At 59.3% G+C, this 14,227-nt stretch carries 14 protein-coding genes; 4 read left to right on the plus strand and 10 right to left on the minus strand.

Annotated features, from left to right (window positions below; genetic code table 11):
• Nucleotides 1-3: 3 nt before the first annotated feature.
• Complete coding sequence (dsbC, locus tag D7S44_RS10180; RefSeq protein ID WP_120454496.1) at nucleotides 4-714, minus strand: bifunctional protein-disulfide isomerase/oxidoreductase DsbC; 711 nt, start codon at nucleotides 712-714, stop codon at nucleotides 4-6.
• Between the two features lie 21 nt (nucleotides 715-735).
• Nucleotides 736-1,629: a site-specific tyrosine recombinase XerD gene (gene xerD / locus D7S44_RS10185; protein WP_120454498.1), complete on the minus strand. Its 894-nt coding sequence runs from the start codon at nucleotides 1,627-1,629 to the stop codon at nucleotides 736-738.
• 102 nt (nucleotides 1,630-1,731) lie between these two features.
• Here xerD and fldB point away from each other — a divergent pair, with 102 nt between their 5' ends.
• Entirely contained in the window at nucleotides 1,732-2,250 is a 519-nt protein-coding gene (gene fldB / locus D7S44_RS10190; RefSeq protein WP_120454500.1) for a flavodoxin FldB, read from the plus strand.
• 8 nt (nucleotides 2,251-2,258) lie between these two features.
• Here fldB and D7S44_RS10195 read toward each other — a convergent pair whose 3' ends face one another.
• Nucleotides 2,259-2,672, minus strand: a complete 414-nt coding sequence (locus tag D7S44_RS10195) for a protein YgfX (RefSeq protein WP_120454502.1) — start codon at nucleotides 2,670-2,672, stop codon at nucleotides 2,259-2,261.
• A complete protein-coding gene (gene sdhE, locus D7S44_RS10200) occupies nucleotides 2,647-2,913 on the minus strand; it encodes an FAD assembly factor SdhE (RefSeq protein ID WP_120454504.1) in 267 nt (88 codons plus the stop codon). Before sdhE ends, D7S44_RS10195 begins: the two co-directional genes overlap by 26 nt.
• Before the next feature lie 218 nt (nucleotides 2,914-3,131).
• Between sdhE and ygfZ the strand changes: the two genes are divergently transcribed.
• Complete coding sequence (gene ygfZ, locus D7S44_RS10205; RefSeq protein ID WP_120454506.1) at nucleotides 3,132-4,115, plus strand: tRNA-modifying protein YgfZ; 984 nt, start codon at nucleotides 3,132-3,134, stop codon at nucleotides 4,113-4,115.
• A gap of 45 nt (nucleotides 4,116-4,160) precedes the next feature.
• Here the strand turns inward: ygfZ and trhA are convergent, their stop codons facing one another.
• On the minus strand, nucleotides 4,161-4,811 hold the full coding sequence (gene trhA, locus D7S44_RS10210) for a PAQR family membrane homeostasis protein TrhA (protein WP_218834529.1): 651 nt from the start codon (nucleotides 4,809-4,811) through the stop codon (nucleotides 4,161-4,163).
• A gap of 178 nt (nucleotides 4,812-4,989) precedes the next feature.
• On the opposite strand from trhA, the gene D7S44_RS10215 reads away from it, so the two are divergent.
• Entirely contained in the window at nucleotides 4,990-5,709 is a 720-nt protein-coding gene (locus tag D7S44_RS10215) for a MurR/RpiR family transcriptional regulator (protein ID WP_120454508.1), read from the plus strand.
• Nucleotides 5,710-5,822: 113 nt separating this feature from the next.
• Nucleotides 5,823-7,262 carry a 6-phospho-beta-glucosidase gene (locus D7S44_RS10220; RefSeq protein WP_120454510.1) on the plus strand — a complete coding sequence of 480 codons (1,440 nt, stop codon included), beginning with the start codon at nucleotides 5,823-5,825 and terminating at the stop codon, nucleotides 7,260-7,262.
• Nucleotides 7,263-7,302: 40 nt separating this feature from the next.
• On the opposite strand, the gene D7S44_RS10225 is transcribed toward D7S44_RS10220, so the two are convergent.
• The 5 genes from D7S44_RS10225 to ubiI all read right to left on the minus strand — a co-directional run bounded on the left by D7S44_RS10225 (nucleotide 7,303) and on the right by ubiI (nucleotide 14,221).
• Nucleotides 7,303-8,055, minus strand: coding sequence for an SDR family oxidoreductase (locus D7S44_RS10225; protein ID WP_120454512.1), 753 nt, complete (start codon nucleotides 8,053-8,055; stop codon nucleotides 7,303-7,305).
• A gap of 60 nt (nucleotides 8,056-8,115) precedes the next feature.
• Nucleotides 8,116-10,989, minus strand: a complete 2,874-nt coding sequence (gene gcvP, locus D7S44_RS10230; protein WP_120454513.1) for an aminomethyl-transferring glycine dehydrogenase — start codon at nucleotides 10,987-10,989, stop codon at nucleotides 8,116-8,118.
• 83 nt (nucleotides 10,990-11,072) lie between these two features.
• Nucleotides 11,073-11,459, minus strand: coding sequence for a glycine cleavage system protein GcvH (gene gcvH, locus D7S44_RS10235; RefSeq protein WP_120454515.1), 387 nt, complete (start codon nucleotides 11,457-11,459; stop codon nucleotides 11,073-11,075).
• A gap of 22 nt (nucleotides 11,460-11,481) precedes the next feature.
• The gene (gene gcvT / locus D7S44_RS10240) at nucleotides 11,482-12,576 is read right to left on the minus strand and encodes a glycine cleavage system aminomethyltransferase GcvT (protein WP_120454517.1); all 1,095 of its coding nucleotides are present in this window, start codon (nucleotides 12,574-12,576) and stop codon (nucleotides 11,482-11,484) included.
• A 442-nt stretch (nucleotides 12,577-13,018) separates the two neighbouring features.
• Entirely contained in the window at nucleotides 13,019-14,221 is a 1,203-nt protein-coding gene (gene ubiI / locus D7S44_RS10245; RefSeq protein ID WP_120454519.1) for an FAD-dependent 2-octaprenylphenol hydroxylase, read from the minus strand.
• Nucleotides 14,222-14,227 lie beyond the last annotated feature (6 nt).

Below are 14,227 nucleotides of genomic sequence, written 5' to 3' on the forward strand. Positions count from 1 at the left end.
CAATTAGCCACCGCGCTTCTGCTGATCCAACACCTGCTTCAGCTCCTGCGGCCCCTGATAACCCGGGATCATCATGCCGGAGTCGGTCAGGATCGCCGGCGTGCCCTGGATGCCGTAAAGAATGCCCAGCTTGTAGTGCTGATCGAGATCGATCTTACAGCTGTCCGGCGCGCTCATCTGCGGCGCGTTGCCCTTCATCGCTTCATCAAAGGCTTTGTTGCGATCGGCCGCGCACCAGATCGCCTTCATGGCGTTTTCTATCTGGCCGTGCAGCCCTTCGCGTGGGAAAGCGAGGTAGCGCACCGTGATGCCCAGCGCATTGTAATCGGCCATTTGCTCATGCAGCTTGCGGCAGTAGCCGCAGGTGATATCGGTAAAAACGGTAATGACGTGCTGCTCTTTCGCCGCTTTATAGACGATCATCTGCGGCGCCAGCGCCTCGACCTTTTTGTCGAGCAGCTGATTGGTGACGTTGACCGGCTGCGCGCCGCTGACGTCGTAGAGCGGGCCCTGAATCATATGTTTGCCATCTTCGGTAACGTAAATCACACCGCTTTCCGTCAGCACGGTTTTAAAACCCGGCAGCGGCGATGGCGCGATTTCTGTCTGCTTCAGGCCCAGCTTTTTCAGGGACTGCAGGATCGCGCCGTCATCGGCCTGAGCTACGCTGCTGAAGGCGCCAGCCAACAGAGCCAGCAGGAGAAATTTCTTCATCTTCTTTCCTTAATGTCCGCGTCAGGCGCGCGGATGATGCTGTTGATGCAACTGACGCAGCCGCTCGGTAGCGACATGCGTATAAATTTGCGTGGTAGAGAGGTCGCTGTGTCCCAGCAACATCTGTACGACACGCAGGTCGGCGCCGTGGTTCAACAAATGGGTGGCGAAGGCGTGGCGCAGCACGTGCGGCGACAGTTTTTCGCTGTCGATGCCCGCCAGCACAGCGTAGTGCTTGATGCGGTGCCAGAATGTCTGTCGCGTCATCTGCTGCGCGCGGCTGCTGGGAAACATGACGTCCAGCGTCTGTCCGTTAAGCAGCCAGGGACGGCCATGTTCAAGGTAGTGTTCCAGCCAGTAAACGGCCTCTTCACCCAGCGGCACAAGACGCTCTTTATTGCCTTTCCCGATCACGCGCACCACGCCCTGACGCAGACTGACGTCGCTCAGGGTCAACCCGACCAGTTCCGAGACGCGCAGCCCCGTCGCGTAGAGCAGCTCCAGCATCGCCTTGTCGCGCAGCTCCAGCGGAATCTCGGTGCTGGGCGCCTGCAGCAGCCGCTCGACCTGCGCTTCGCTAAGATCTTTCGGCAGCCGCTGCGGCAGCTTCGGCGCAGAGAGCAGCGTGCTGGGATCGTCGCTGCGTAGCTTTTCGCGGTAGAGATACTGAAAGATGCGGCGCATGGCGCTGAGCAGCCGCGCCGAACTGCTGGCTTTATAACCGCCTTCCAGCCGCTCGGCGAGAAACTGCTGCAAATCCGCCGTCTGCAGCGTCAACAGCGTCAGACCGTGATGCGTCAGCCAGTCGGTCAGCGTCTTTAAGTCCTGGCGGTAAGAGGACAAGGTATTTTGCGCCAGATTGCGTTCAATCCAGAGCGCATCCAGAAACTGTTCTGTCAGGTCGCTGTCTTGCACGGTATCCCCGCCCTTGAGGTAAAATCATGCTCATTATGCCTGAATCCGCCCTGCTTCTGATACAATTGCGCCAAAGTCAGACTTACTCAGAGCATTATCTGCATGAAAATTGGTCTTTTTTACGGCTCAAGTACCTGCTATACCGAAATGGCCGCAGAGAAAATCCGCGACTTTATCGGGGCTGAGCTGGTCACACTGCACAACGTGAAAGATGACGATCCGCTGCTGATGGAGCAGTACGATTTACTGATTTTAGGCATCCCTACCTGGGATTTCGGCGAGCTGCAGGAGGACTGGGAAGCGATCTGGCCGCAGCTGCCGACGCTCAATCTGCGGGGTAAAATCGTCGCGCTCTACGGCATGGGCGACCAGCTTGGCTATGGTGAATGGTTTCTGGACGCAATGGGTATGCTGCATGAGCTGCTGCTGCCGATGGGGGTGACGTTTGTTGGTTACTGGCCGCTGGAAGGCTATGAATTTACCAGTCCGAAGCCGCTTAGCGCCGATGGCAAGCAGTTCGTTGGCCTGGCGCTGGACGATGTTAATCAGTTCGACGTGACCGATGAACGCATCGAACAGTGGTGCGAGCAGATCCTGACCGAAACCGCCGCGCTGCTGTAGCGGTCGGCCTACCCCTTTTCCGCGCGGCAGAGCAAACGGGCGCGGAACTGACGCCACCGGGCGGGCGGCATCATATCCTGCATCAGCCACAGCCTGTACAGGCGTCCTTTTTCACTGCGCAACACCAGCAGCGCTGCGCCAGGCAGCCAGCGGATCGGCCCGACGATGCGCCAGCGCGCGCCCTGCCAGCGCCAGCTGTCGTCACTTTTATGCTGTAACAGTCCCCGCCGCTGCGCCAGGCGTCGCTGCTGCTGCAGGCTTTCGCGCATCATCAGCAGCAAGATCGGGATTTTTATCAGCCAGAAAAGCGCGGGCAACGGCGCGCCCGCTACCGTAAGCAGCGCGCCTGTCGCAAGCGCGCCATGCAGCACGCGCGCCTGCCGCGACGGCCGCAGCTTACATTGCCACGGGGCCGCGTTCACGGTTGCGCTGTTGGATCAGCCGGATAATGCGCTTCAGCTCGGGATCGGCCGGTTCGCCGTGATCCATCATCCAGTTGAAGAGATCGGGATCGTCGCTCTTCAGCAGCGCGACAAAAGCCTTTTTGTCGGTATCGCTAAGCGTGTCATATTCATATTTGAAGAAAGGCATAATAGCCACATCCAGCTCCAGCATGCCGCGACGGCAGGCCCAGTGAATGCGTGATTTGTCATGAATGTCCATGTGAGTTATTTCCGCAGTTCAGACAGTGCGGCTAGTGTAACCTGGTTTTATTGCGCCTGCAGGCGCCCGTTGCGATGCTGTGCGACGCGCCGCGCGCGCATGCCTGTCGTTACCGCGCCGACTCGCGATTTGTGCGCCCGATTCCGTAAACCTGTTGCAAAGCCAGTACGCTCTTTTAACATTGAGTTCAGGATTAACCTTTTTAATCAGGACAGCCAATGCCTATTTTCAGCTTACCGCCGCGCCAGCCCGTGGCCGCCTCTCGTCTGCCGTTAACCCTGATGTCGCTGGAGGCCTGGGCGCTGGTAGCGGTGCAGGGTGCCGACAGCACCTCTTATCTGCAAGGCCAGCTTACGCTGGACGTCGCCGCGATGGGGGCGGATCAGCACCGTCCGGCGGCGCACTGCGACGCGAAAGGCAAAATGTGGAGTAACCTGCGTCTGTTCCATCGCGGTGAAGGCTACGCCTACCTGGTGCGTCGCGAGCTGCGCGACACGCAGCTGGCCGAACTGAAAAAATATGCGGTGTTCTCTAAAGTGACGCTGCTACCGGACGATGAAGCGGTGCTGCTTGGCGTAGCGGGCTTCCAGGCGCGCGCGGCGCTGGCCAGCCTGTTCGATACCCTGCCGGACAGCGAGACGCCAGTGGTGCAGCAGGCGGACACCACGCTGCTGTGGTTCGCCACGCCCGCCGAGCGCTTCCTGATTGTGACCACAGACGAGCAGGCGCAGGTGCTGCAGCAGAAGCTGGCTGACGACGCGCAGCTGAACGACAGCACGCAGTGGCTGGCGCTTGATATCGAGGCGGGCATACCGGTGATCGACCCGGCGACCTCCGCGCAGCTGATCCCGCAGGCCACCAATATGCAGGCGCTCGACGCCATCAGCTTTAAAAAAGGCTGCTATACCGGGCAGGAGATGGTGGCGCGCGCCAAATTCCGCGGCGCTAACAAGCGCGCGCTTTACTGGCTGGCGGGCCAGGCGAGCCGGGTTCCCGCAGCGAATGATTCGCTGGAGCTGCAAATGGGCGAGCGCTGGCGTCGTACCGGCACCGTGCTTGCCGCCGTTCAGCTTGAGGATGGCGACGTGTGGGTTCAGGTGGTGATGAACAACGATCTGGAGCCGGAAAGCGTGCTGCGCGTGGAAGGTGATGAGGGCGGCCGTCTGCTGATTCAGCCGCTGCCCTATTCGCTGGAAGAGTAACGTCTGGCTGCAACCTCCCTCTCCTTATGGGAGGGAGGTTGCGGTTTACATAACATAAAAATAGATGGCGCAGAAATGACAGGCGCTGCCGCCCAGCACAAAGGCGTGCCAGATGGCGTGGTTATAGGGTATGCGTCGCGCCACATAGAAAATAACGCCGAGCGAATAGATAATGCCGCCCGCCGCCAGCAGCCAGATGCCTCCTGGCGATAGCTTCAGCGTCAGCTGATAAATCACAACCAGCGACAGCCATCCCATACAGAGATAGGTCACCAGCGACAGCGCCTTGAAGCGGTGCGCAATGGTGAGCTTAAAAATAATCCCCGCCAGCGCCAGACCCCAGATCACCACCATCATCCCATGCGCCAGCGGCGACTTCAGCCCTACCAGCAAGAAAGGCGTATAGGTGCCGGCGATCAGCAGATAGATGGCGCAGTGGTCGAGCTTTTTCAGCCAGCGCTTGGCCCCGTGATGAGGAATGGCGTGATAAAGCGTAGAAGCCAGGAACAGCAGAATCATGCTGCCGCCGTACAGGCTATAGCTGGTGATGGCGGTGGCGCTGGCACCCATTTCAACCGCCTGCACCAGCAGCAGCACCAGTCCGACAATGCCGAACAGGCAGCCGAAACCATGGCTGATGCTGTTGGCGATCTCCTCAGCGAGTGAATAGCCCTGAGCGACTAACCGATTTTTCATAATGGCGCGATCCTGAATGTCGGGTTGAGTGAGGATTTTATAACCACCAGCATAACCGGGAACATTTTGAGAGTACAATTGTACGCTAAAATTAATCTGTGAATGCCTGTTACAGCCTGTGCGCTGCGCAAATCTGGTACACTGCCTGCAGATCCATTTTTAATGAGCGCGCCCGCAGATGTTCTCTCATCACGATCTTGCCAGCCTGAATGACCTGGAGATGCAGGTTTATCACGACATCATTAAACACCCGGAAAGCGTCAGTTATATGACCATCCGTGAGCTGGCGGAGCGAGCGGGCGTCTCTACCACCACCGTGCTGCGCTTCTGCCGCAAGATGCGGTGCGACGGCTGGTCGGAATTCCGCATCCGTTTTCGCCTGGCGCAGCAGCAGACGCAGCCGGTACAGGCGAACGTTGGCGTCAGCGAAATGCTGAGCTTTTTCAAAAGCATTAATAACGACGAATTCAGCGAGCTGATATCCCGCGCCGCCAGGATGATTAATCAGGCTGACCAGCTTTTCTTTATTGGCGCGGGCACCTCGGGCAGCCTGGCTAAATATGGTGCGCGCTTTTTCTCTAACGTAGGGAAATTCAGCCACTATATCGACGATCCCTATTATCCGGTCAGCGGCAGCGTAGATGAAAATACGCTGGCGATATTGCTCTCTGTCTCTGGCGAGACGCCGGAAATATTGCGCCTCGCCAGCCAGTTCAGTCTGCGTCGCTGCCAGACCCTTGCCATTACCCATTCCGAGAGCAGCTCACTGGCGAAAATGAGCGATTTCGCCCTGGCTTATCATGTCCCGGTGATCCGCCTGAGCGATAATTACGACATCACTACCCAGGTGCCGGTTATGTATATTCTTGAAGCTATCGGTCGGCTGCTGATTAAATAAAACAGGCTGTTTTACGGGCGTAACATATTACCCTGGCGCGCCGGTGTTATATCGTGACTTCCCTTTTTGCTTTGCTACACTCGCGGCAAGATTTATTTCGCTGAGAGGGACGTATGCATAACGAATCAGGCTTTCCGCAACACTTCTTATGGGGCGGCGCGGTGGCGGCGCATCAGGTCGAGGGCGGCTGGGATCAAGGCGGCAAAGGCGTCAGCATTGCCGACGTGCTGACCGGCGGCGCGCATGGCGTCAGCCGCGTTATTACCGACGGCGTGCAGCCAGGCAACTTTTACCCTAATCATCAGGGCGTGGAGTTTTATTCCCGCTATAAAGAGGATGTGGCGCTGTTTGCCGAGATGGGCTTTAAGTGTTTCCGTACCTCCATCGCCTGGACGCGTATCTTCCCTGACGGCGACGAGCAGGAACCGAACGAAGCGGGCCTGCAGTTTTACGACGACCTGTTCGACGAACTGCTGAAATATGGCATCGAGCCGGTTATCACCCTCTCCCACTTTGAAATGCCCTATCACCTGGTGAAACAGTATGGCGGCTGGCGCAGCCGTCAGGTGGTAGATTTCTTTGTGCGCTTTAGTGAAGTAGTTATGCGTCGCTATCAGCACAAGGTGAAGTACTGGATGACCTTCAACGAAATCAACAATCAGCGCAACTGGCAGTATCCGCTGTTTGGCTACTGCTGTTCCGGCGTGGTCTTCACCGAGCATGAAAAGCCGGAAGAGGTGATGTATCAGGTGATGCATCATCAGTTTGTCGCCAGCGCAAAAGTGGTCAACCTGGGTCACGCCATCAATCCCGATTTTCAGATCGGCTGCATGATCGCCATGGTGCCGATTTACCCTTACTCCTGCCATCCGGACGACGTGATGCTGGCGCAGGAAGCGATGCATCAGCGCTATGTCTTCAGCGACGTGCAGATGCGCGGCGCTTATCCGGCCTATACGCTAAAAGAGTGGGCGCGCAAAGGCTACCAGATTCAGATGGAGGCGGATGACGCCGAGACGCTACGCAACGGCTGCGCCGACTATGTTGGCTTCAGCTACTACATGAGCAATGCGGTAAAACATGACGCCAGCGGCGTGGAGGATCCCATTACCGGCTTTGAAGGCGTAGTGAAAAACCCGCATGTCGGTGCCTCCGACTGGGGCTGGCAGATCGATCCGGCCGGGCTGCGCTATGCGCTGAACGTGCTTTACGAGCGTTACCAGAAGCCGCTGTTTATCGTGGAGAACGGCTTTGGCGCAATCGACCAGCCGAATGAGAACGGCGTGATTGAAGATGACTACCGTATCGACTACCTGCGCGCGCATATCGCCGAGATGAAAAAAGCGGTGGTGCACGACGGCGTCGCGCTGATGGGCTATACGCCCTGGGGCTGCATCGATTGCGTCTCTTTCACCACCGGCCAGTACAACAAGCGCTACGGCTTTATCCACGTCAACAAAAACGACGACGGCAGCGGCGACTTTGCCCGCTCGCGTAAAAAGAGCTTCGGCTGGTATCAGCAGGTTATCGCCAGCAACGGCGAAACGATCTGAGTCTCATCGGGCCGCGCCGCAACAGACGTGGCCCGACTTTTTAGCGGCCGCCCGCGGCGTCGATAAAGGTGCCGGTGATATAAGAGGCCGCCTCGCTCGCCAGCCAGGCAATCGCTTCGGCAATCTCTTCCGCCTCTCCGCCGCGCCCCATCGGGATCACCCCTGCCATACCCGCCACGCGATCGACGCGTCCCGGCTCGCCGCCGTCCGCATGCATCTCGGTATAGATAAAGCCCGGCCGCACGCCATTAACGCGAATGCCCTGTGCCGCCACCTCCAGCGATAATCCGCGCGTCAGCGTATCCATCGCCCCTTTCGACGCCGCATAATCAACATATTCTCCCGGCGCGCCAAGACGCGACGCGGCTGAGGAGACGTTAATAATCGTCCCACCCTGGCCGCCGTGATGCGTGCCCATACGCTTTACCGCTTCGCGGCAGCAGAGAAAAGCGCCAGTGACGTTGGTGGCGAAAACGCGCTGCAGCCGTTCAGCGCTGAGATCCTCAACGCGGCACTGCGTAAAGAGGATACCCGCATTGTTGACCAGCACGCCGAGCGGCATCGCTTCCTCATCCAGTCGCTGAAACAGCGCCACGACCTGCGCCTCATCGGCAATATCCGCCTGAACGGCAAAGGCTTCGCCGCCCTGCTCGCGGATCTCTGCCACCACCTGTTGCGCCTCTTCTGCACGCTGACGATAGTTAACCGCCACGCGATAGCCCTGCTGCGCCAGCTTCAGCGCCGTCGCGCGGCCAATCCCCCGGCTTGCGCCGGTAACCAGAGCCAGTGTCATATTTTCTCCACAAAAAAGGGCCGGATAAGCGGCCCTTGTTGTCTATGTTTTGCGTGACGCTTACTGATAGTCGCTCATCGGCACGCAGGAACAGAACAGGTTGCGATCGCCGAACACGTCGTCGAGACGCTTCACCGTCGGCCAGTATTTATTGTCGCTGCCTGCCGGGAAGACCGCCAGCTCACGGCTGTAGGGATGATTCCACTCGCCTGCCAGTTCGACCTGCGTGTGCGGCGCGTTAACCAGCGGATTATCCTCAGCAGGCCATTCGCCGTCCGCTACGCGATCGATCTCCATCCGGATAGAGAGCATCGCATCGATAAAGCGATCCAGTTCCGTTTTGCTCTCGGACTCGGTCGGCTCCACCATCAGGGTGCCGGCGACCGGGAACGACATTGTCGGCGCGTGGAAACCGTAGTCGATTAATCGCTTGGCGATATCCAGCTCGCTGATGCCGGTCTGCTCTTTCAGCGGACGAATGTCGAGAATACATTCGTGCGCCACGCGACCGTCGCGCCCGGCGTACAGGATCGGGTAGGCCGACTGCAGGCGGCTGGCGATATAGTTGGCGTTAAGAATAGCGACCTGGCTGGCGCGCTTCAGTCCCTCCGCGCCCATCATGCGGATATACATCCAGCTAATCGGCAGAATAGAGGCGCTGCCGAACGGCGCCGCTGACACCGCGCCCTGCTGCGTCAGTACGCCGTCGATCTGCACTACGCTGTGGCCCGGCACGAACGGTGCCAGATGCGCTTTCACGCCGATCGGTCCCATGCCGGGGCCACCGCCGCCGTGCGGAATACAGAAGGTTTTATGCAGATTCAGGTGCGACACGTCCGCGCCGATATAGCCTGGCGTGGTAATGCCCACCTGCGCATTCATATTGGCACCGTCGAGATAAACCTGCCCACCGTGCTGATGCACGATCTGGCACACTTCGCGGATCGTCTCTTCATAGACGCCGTGCGTCGAAGGATAGGTCACCATAATGCAGGAGAGATGCTCGCCTGCCTGCGCCGCTTTTTCACGCAGGTCGCCGAGATCGATATTGCCCTGCTTGTCGCAGGCCACCACCACCACTTCCATTCCCGCCATCTGCGCCGAGGCTGGGTTGGTGCCGTGCGCAGAGCTCGGGATCAGGCAGAGATTGCGCGCGCCTTCATTACGGCTTTCGTGATAGCGACGAATAGCCAGCAGCCCGGCATATTCGCCCTGGGCACCGGAGTTCGGCTGCATGCAGAGCGCGTCATAGCCGGTAAGCTGAACCAGCCACTGCGACAGCTGGCCGATCATCTGCAGATAGCCAGAGGCCTGTTCTGCCGGGCAGAACGGATGCAGTTCAGCGAATTCCGGCCAGGTGATGGGGATCATCTCGGCGGCGGCGTTAAGCTTCATGGTGCAGGAGCCAAGCGGGATCATCGCCTGATTCAGCGCCAGATCCTTTTTCTCCAGGCTGTGCATATAGCGCATCATCTCGGTTTCGCTGTGATAGCGGTTGAAGACCGGATGGGTCAGGATTTCGCTCTGGCGCAGCTGCGCGGCGGGGATCGCCTGGCTGTCAGCCGCAACGGCGGCGTCCAGCTTGTCGATATCCTGACCGTGCTCGTCGCCCAGCAGGATAGCGAACAGCGCCAGCACATCCTCGCGGCGCGTGGTTTCGTCCAGCGTAATGCCGACCGCGTGATGAATATCGCTGCGCAGGTTGACGCCGAAGCTCTGCGCGCGGTTCAGCACCGCGCCTTTGTCTTCCACCTCGACCGTCAGGGTATCGAACCAGCTGTTGTGGCGCAGCTTCAGCCCGCCGTTTTGCAGTCCGGTCGCCAGAATAGTCGTCAGGCGATGGATGCGGGAAGCGATGCGCTTCAGCCCTTTCGGACCGTGATAAACCGCGTACAGGCCGGCGATATTGGCGAGCAGTACCTGAGAGGTACAGATGTTAGAGTTCGCTTTTTCACGACGGATATGCTGTTCGCGCGTCTGCATCGCCATGCGCAGCGCGGTATTGCCTGCGGCGTCGCGCGAGACGCCGATGATGCGTCCCGGCATCGAGCGCTTGTGCTCGTCGCGGCTGGCGAAGAAGGCGGCGTGCGGGCCACCGTAGCCCATCGGCACGCCGAAACGCTGCGCCGATCCGAAGACAATGTCCGCGCCCTGCTTGCCCGGCGCTTCCAGCATCACCAGTGCCATAAAGTCCGACGCGACGCTGACGATGATTTTGCGGCTTTTGAGCTCGGCGATCAGCGCGCTGTAGTCGTGCGCTTCGCCGGTGGTGCCGACCTGTTGCAGCAGCACGCCGAACAGCTGGTCATGCTCCAGCGCTTTCTCGGCGCGGTCGATAATCAGCTCGAAGCCGAAGGTCTCCGCGCGGGTGCGCACCACGTCGAGCGTCTGTGGATGGATATCTTCCGCGATAAAGAATTTACCGGCGTTTTTAAGTTTGCTGACGCGCTTCGCCATCGCCATCGCTTCTGCCGCCGCCGTGGCTTCATCGAGCAGCGAAGCGGAGGCGACATCCAGACCGGTAAGATCGAGCGTCACCTGTTGAAAGTTAAGCAGCGCTTCAAGTCGGCCCTGCGACACTTCTGGCTGGTAAGGAGTATAGGCGGTGTACCAGCCCGGATTTTCCAGCATATTGCGCAGGATCACCGGCGGCGTCACGACCGCGCTGTAACCCATGCCGATCCAGGATTTGTAGCGCTGATTCTGACCGGCGATCGCCTTAAGCTCGGCCAGCGCCTGCTGCTCGGTCGCCGCGTCGCCGACGGCGGGTGGACCGGGCAGCTGAATGTCGGCAGGCACAATCGCGCCGATTAGCGCGTCCAGCGAGCTGGCGCCGATCGCCTCCAGCATCAAAGCCTGTTGTTCCGGCGAGGGACCGATATGGCGTTCAATGAAGGCGCCGTTGTGTTCGAGCTGGCTCAAAGTCTGGGTCATTAGCAGTCAATCCTGAATCGGGCTGGAATACAGAGAAAGCAAGGTCGTTAAAAGCGGCCAGAGCGGGCTGGCCGCCGTGTTGCTTATTCGTCGATGGAGGCTTTATAGGCGTCCGCATCCAGCAGCGAATCGAGTTCAGATTCGTCGCTGGGTTTGATTCTGAACAGCCAACCGGCTGCATAGGGCTCGCTGTTGACCAGCTCCGGCGCATCGCCCAGCTCGTCGTTTACGGCCACGATTTCGCCGCTAATGGGCGCATAAATATCGGACGCGGCTTTGACTGACTCCGCGACGGCGCACTCGTCCCCAGCGGAGTAGGTGTTGCCGACCTCTGGCAGATCGACAAAGACCATATCGCCTAACAGCTCCTGAGCGTGCTCGGTAATGCCGACGGTAAAGGTGCCGTCCGCTTCTTTACGCACCCACTCATGACTGTCGCGGTACTTCAATTCATTTGGCACATTGCTCATCGCCCTTTCTCCTGAAAATAGATTACTGAACCGGCTTGCCGCCGCGTACAAAAACAGGTTTGGTTACTTTTACCGGCATCTCGCGCTGACGGATCTCAACGATAGCGTGCTCGCCGATACCTGCCGGCACGCGCGCCAGCGCAATACTGTAGCCGAGCGTCGGCGAGAAGGAGCCGCTGGTGATAACGCCCTGCTGCGATTGCCCCTGCGCGTCAGTGAAGCGTACCGGCTGACCGCTACGCAGCACCCCTTTTTCCGTCATGATCAGGCCAACCAGTTTTTCTGTGCCCTTTTCGCGCTGCATCTCCAGCGCCTCGCGTCCGATAAAGTCGCGATCGGCAGGCTCCCAGCAAATCGTCCAGCCCATATTGGCCGCCAGCGGCGAAACGCCTTCGTCCATCTCCTGCCCGTAGAGGTTCATGCCCGCTTCCAGACGCAGCGTGTCGCGCGCGCCCAGCCCTGCGGGCTTAACACCCGCCGCAAGCAGACGCTGCCAGAAATCCGCCGCCATGGTCGCGGGCAGTGCAATTTCATAGCCCGCTTCGCCGGTATAGCCGGTCGTGGCGATAAAGAGCTCACCCGACTGTACGCCGAAAAAGGGTTTCATGCCGGTTACCGCTTCGCGCTGCTCCGCGCTGAACAGGGTCTGCGCTTTCTGCTGCGCCTGCGGGCCCTGCACGGCGATAAGCGCCAGGTCATCGCGCTCCGTCAGCGCGACGCCATAGGCCTGGGCATGTTTGCCGATCCACGCCAGATCTTTTTCTCGCGTCGCCGAGTTAACGACGAGACGGAAAAAGTCTTCGGTCATAAAGTAAACAATCAAATCATCAATGACGCCACCGGAGGCATTCAGCATGCCGGTATAAAGCGCTTTGCCGGGCTGCGTCAGCCTGGCGACATCGTTCGCCAGCAGATGGCGCAGGAAGTCGCGCGTCTGCGCGCCGTGCAGATCGACGATAGTCATATGCGAAACGTCGAACATACCGGCGTCCTGACGTACGGCATGATGCTCGTCCATCTGCGAGCCGTAATGCAGCGGCATCATCCAGCCGTGGAAGTCGACCATGCGGGCGCCGCAGGCCTGATGCTGTTCAAATAACGGGGTTTGCTGAGTCATAACCATCCTGTCGCGAAGCGGGTAAGTTTCGGGCGGGCGTCAGCCTGCAAATCGCCCGGCGCAAACGTTCTCTTTTCCCTGACGTTATCATTGAAAAGACGATTTAACCATAAGCTGTACAGGGGCGAATTGAAGCATGTCTTTAAAGGGGCACGCAAAGCCAGCAGCATAATTAACTGTGGTTTTGTGATTTTCCTCGCAGGAAAGAAGCGAAACGCCGTGCGAGATAGCAAGATAATCAGCTGTGTCGCGCAGAATGTTAACAACGCGCTTTAAAGCCCGCGCTCAGGAATAAATAAAACTAATGCGAACACGGGGGTGAAATTAGAATAAATCAAACGAGGCACGCTACAGGTGCAGCGCCGCTCTTTTTTGGTGCATCCCTGAACGGCAGGCGTAAAAAAGCCAGCGCAAGGCTGGCTCATAACGGAAACGACCGACGCTAACGCAGCCAGGCGGGCATATCGTGCAGCCCCATCGCCTGACGCAGCATAACCGGCTTGACGCCTGGCAGCGTATCCGCCAGCTTCAGCCCCAGATCGCGCAGCAGCTTTTTCGCCGGATGGGTGCCGGCGAAAAGCTCGCGGAACCCCTGCATGCCCGCCAGCATCAGCGCCGCGCTGTGCTTGCGGCTGCGCTCATAGCGGCGCAGATAGAGGTGCTGACCGATATCTTTGCCCTGCTGATGCAGGCGGCGGATTTCGCCGATCAGCTCCGCCGCGTCCATAAAGCCGAGATTCACGCCCTGCCCCGCCAGCGGATGTATGGTATGCGCGGCGTCGCCGACCAGCGCCAGACGGTGCGCCGCAAAATTGCGGGCGTAGCGCGCCATCAGCGGGAAAGATTTGCGTTCGCTCTGCAGGTGACACAGGCCGAGGCGCATATCGAACGCCACCGCGAGCTGCTGGTTAAACAGCGCCTGCGGCATGCTCTCCAGCCGACTCGCCTCCTGCGGCGACAGCGACCAGACGATTGAGCTGAGGTGCGGATCCTGCATCGGCAGAAACGCCAGAATGCCGTCGCCGTGAAACACCTGGCGCGCCACCGCGTCATGCGGCAGATCGGTACGAATATTCGCCACCAGCGCGTGGTGATCGTAATCCCAGAAGGTTAAGGGAATATCCGCTTTGTTACGCAGCCAGGAGTTAGCGCCATCTGCGGCAATCAGCAGGCGCGCGGTCAGCATCGTGCCGTCCTGCAGCGTAATAAAGGCTTCATTTTCGCCGAACGCCACCTGCTGCAGCTGCGAAGGTGCCATCAGCGTAACGTCGCTGCAGCGGCTGGCGCGCTGCCAGAGGGCGCTGTGAATCGCCGGGTTTTCGATAATATGCCCCAGATGCGTCAGCCCCTGCTGCTCGTCATCAAAGCTGATGGTGCCGAAGCTGTCGCGATCCCACACTTCCATGCCGTGATAAGCGCTGGCGCGCCGCGCCAGAATATCGGACCAGACATCCAGCTTCTGCAGCAGCCGCTCGCTGGCGGCGTTGATGGCCGATACGCGAATCGACGGCGCAGCGCTGGCGTCGAACTGCGGCTCCGCCGTTTTTTCCAGCACGGCGACGCGCAGCCCGCTGCCCTGCAAACCGCAGGCGACCGTCAGTCCTACCATGCCGCCGCCGGCGATAACCACATCAAAACTTTGCATCGGTGC

This window comes from Pantoea piersonii (genome assembly GCF_003612015.1).
Taxonomy (GTDB): Bacteria; Pseudomonadota; Gammaproteobacteria; order Enterobacterales; family Enterobacteriaceae; genus Pantoea; species Pantoea piersonii.

Excerpts from the sequence above, each read along its gene's own strand:
- dsbC (WP_120454496.1), bottom strand. The coding sequence starts at position 714 with ATGAAGAAATTTCTCCTGCTGGCTCTGTTGGCTGGCGCCTTCAGCAGC.
- fldB (WP_120454500.1), top strand. The coding sequence starts at position 1,732 with ATGAAAATTGGTCTTTTTTACGGCTCAAGTACCTGCTATACCGAAATG.
- sdhE (WP_120454504.1), bottom strand. The coding sequence starts at position 2,913 with ATGGACATTCATGACAAATCACGCATTCACTGGGCCTGCCGTCGCGGC.
- ygfZ (WP_120454506.1), top strand. The coding sequence starts at position 3,132 with ATGCCTATTTTCAGCTTACCGCCGCGCCAGCCCGTGGCCGCCTCTCGT.
- trhA (WP_218834529.1), bottom strand. The coding sequence starts at position 4,811 with ATGAAAAATCGGTTAGTCGCTCAGGGCTATTCACTCGCTGAGGAGATC.
- D7S44_RS10215 (WP_120454508.1), top strand. The coding sequence starts at position 4,990 with ATGTTCTCTCATCACGATCTTGCCAGCCTGAATGACCTGGAGATGCAG.
- D7S44_RS10220 (WP_120454510.1), top strand. The coding sequence starts at position 5,823 with ATGCATAACGAATCAGGCTTTCCGCAACACTTCTTATGGGGCGGCGCG.
- D7S44_RS10225 (WP_120454512.1), bottom strand. The coding sequence starts at position 8,055 with ATGACACTGGCTCTGGTTACCGGCGCAAGCCGGGGGATTGGCCGCGCG.
- gcvP (WP_120454513.1), bottom strand. The coding sequence starts at position 10,989 with ATGACCCAGACTTTGAGCCAGCTCGAACACAACGGCGCCTTCATTGAA.
- gcvH (WP_120454515.1), bottom strand. The coding sequence starts at position 11,459 with ATGAGCAATGTGCCAAATGAATTGAAGTACCGCGACAGTCATGAGTGG.
- gcvT (WP_120454517.1), bottom strand. The coding sequence starts at position 12,576 with ATGACTCAGCAAACCCCGTTATTTGAACAGCATCAGGCCTGCGGCGCC.
- ubiI (WP_120454519.1), bottom strand. The coding sequence starts at position 14,221 with ATGCAAAGTTTTGATGTGGTTATCGCCGGCGGCGGCATGGTAGGACTG.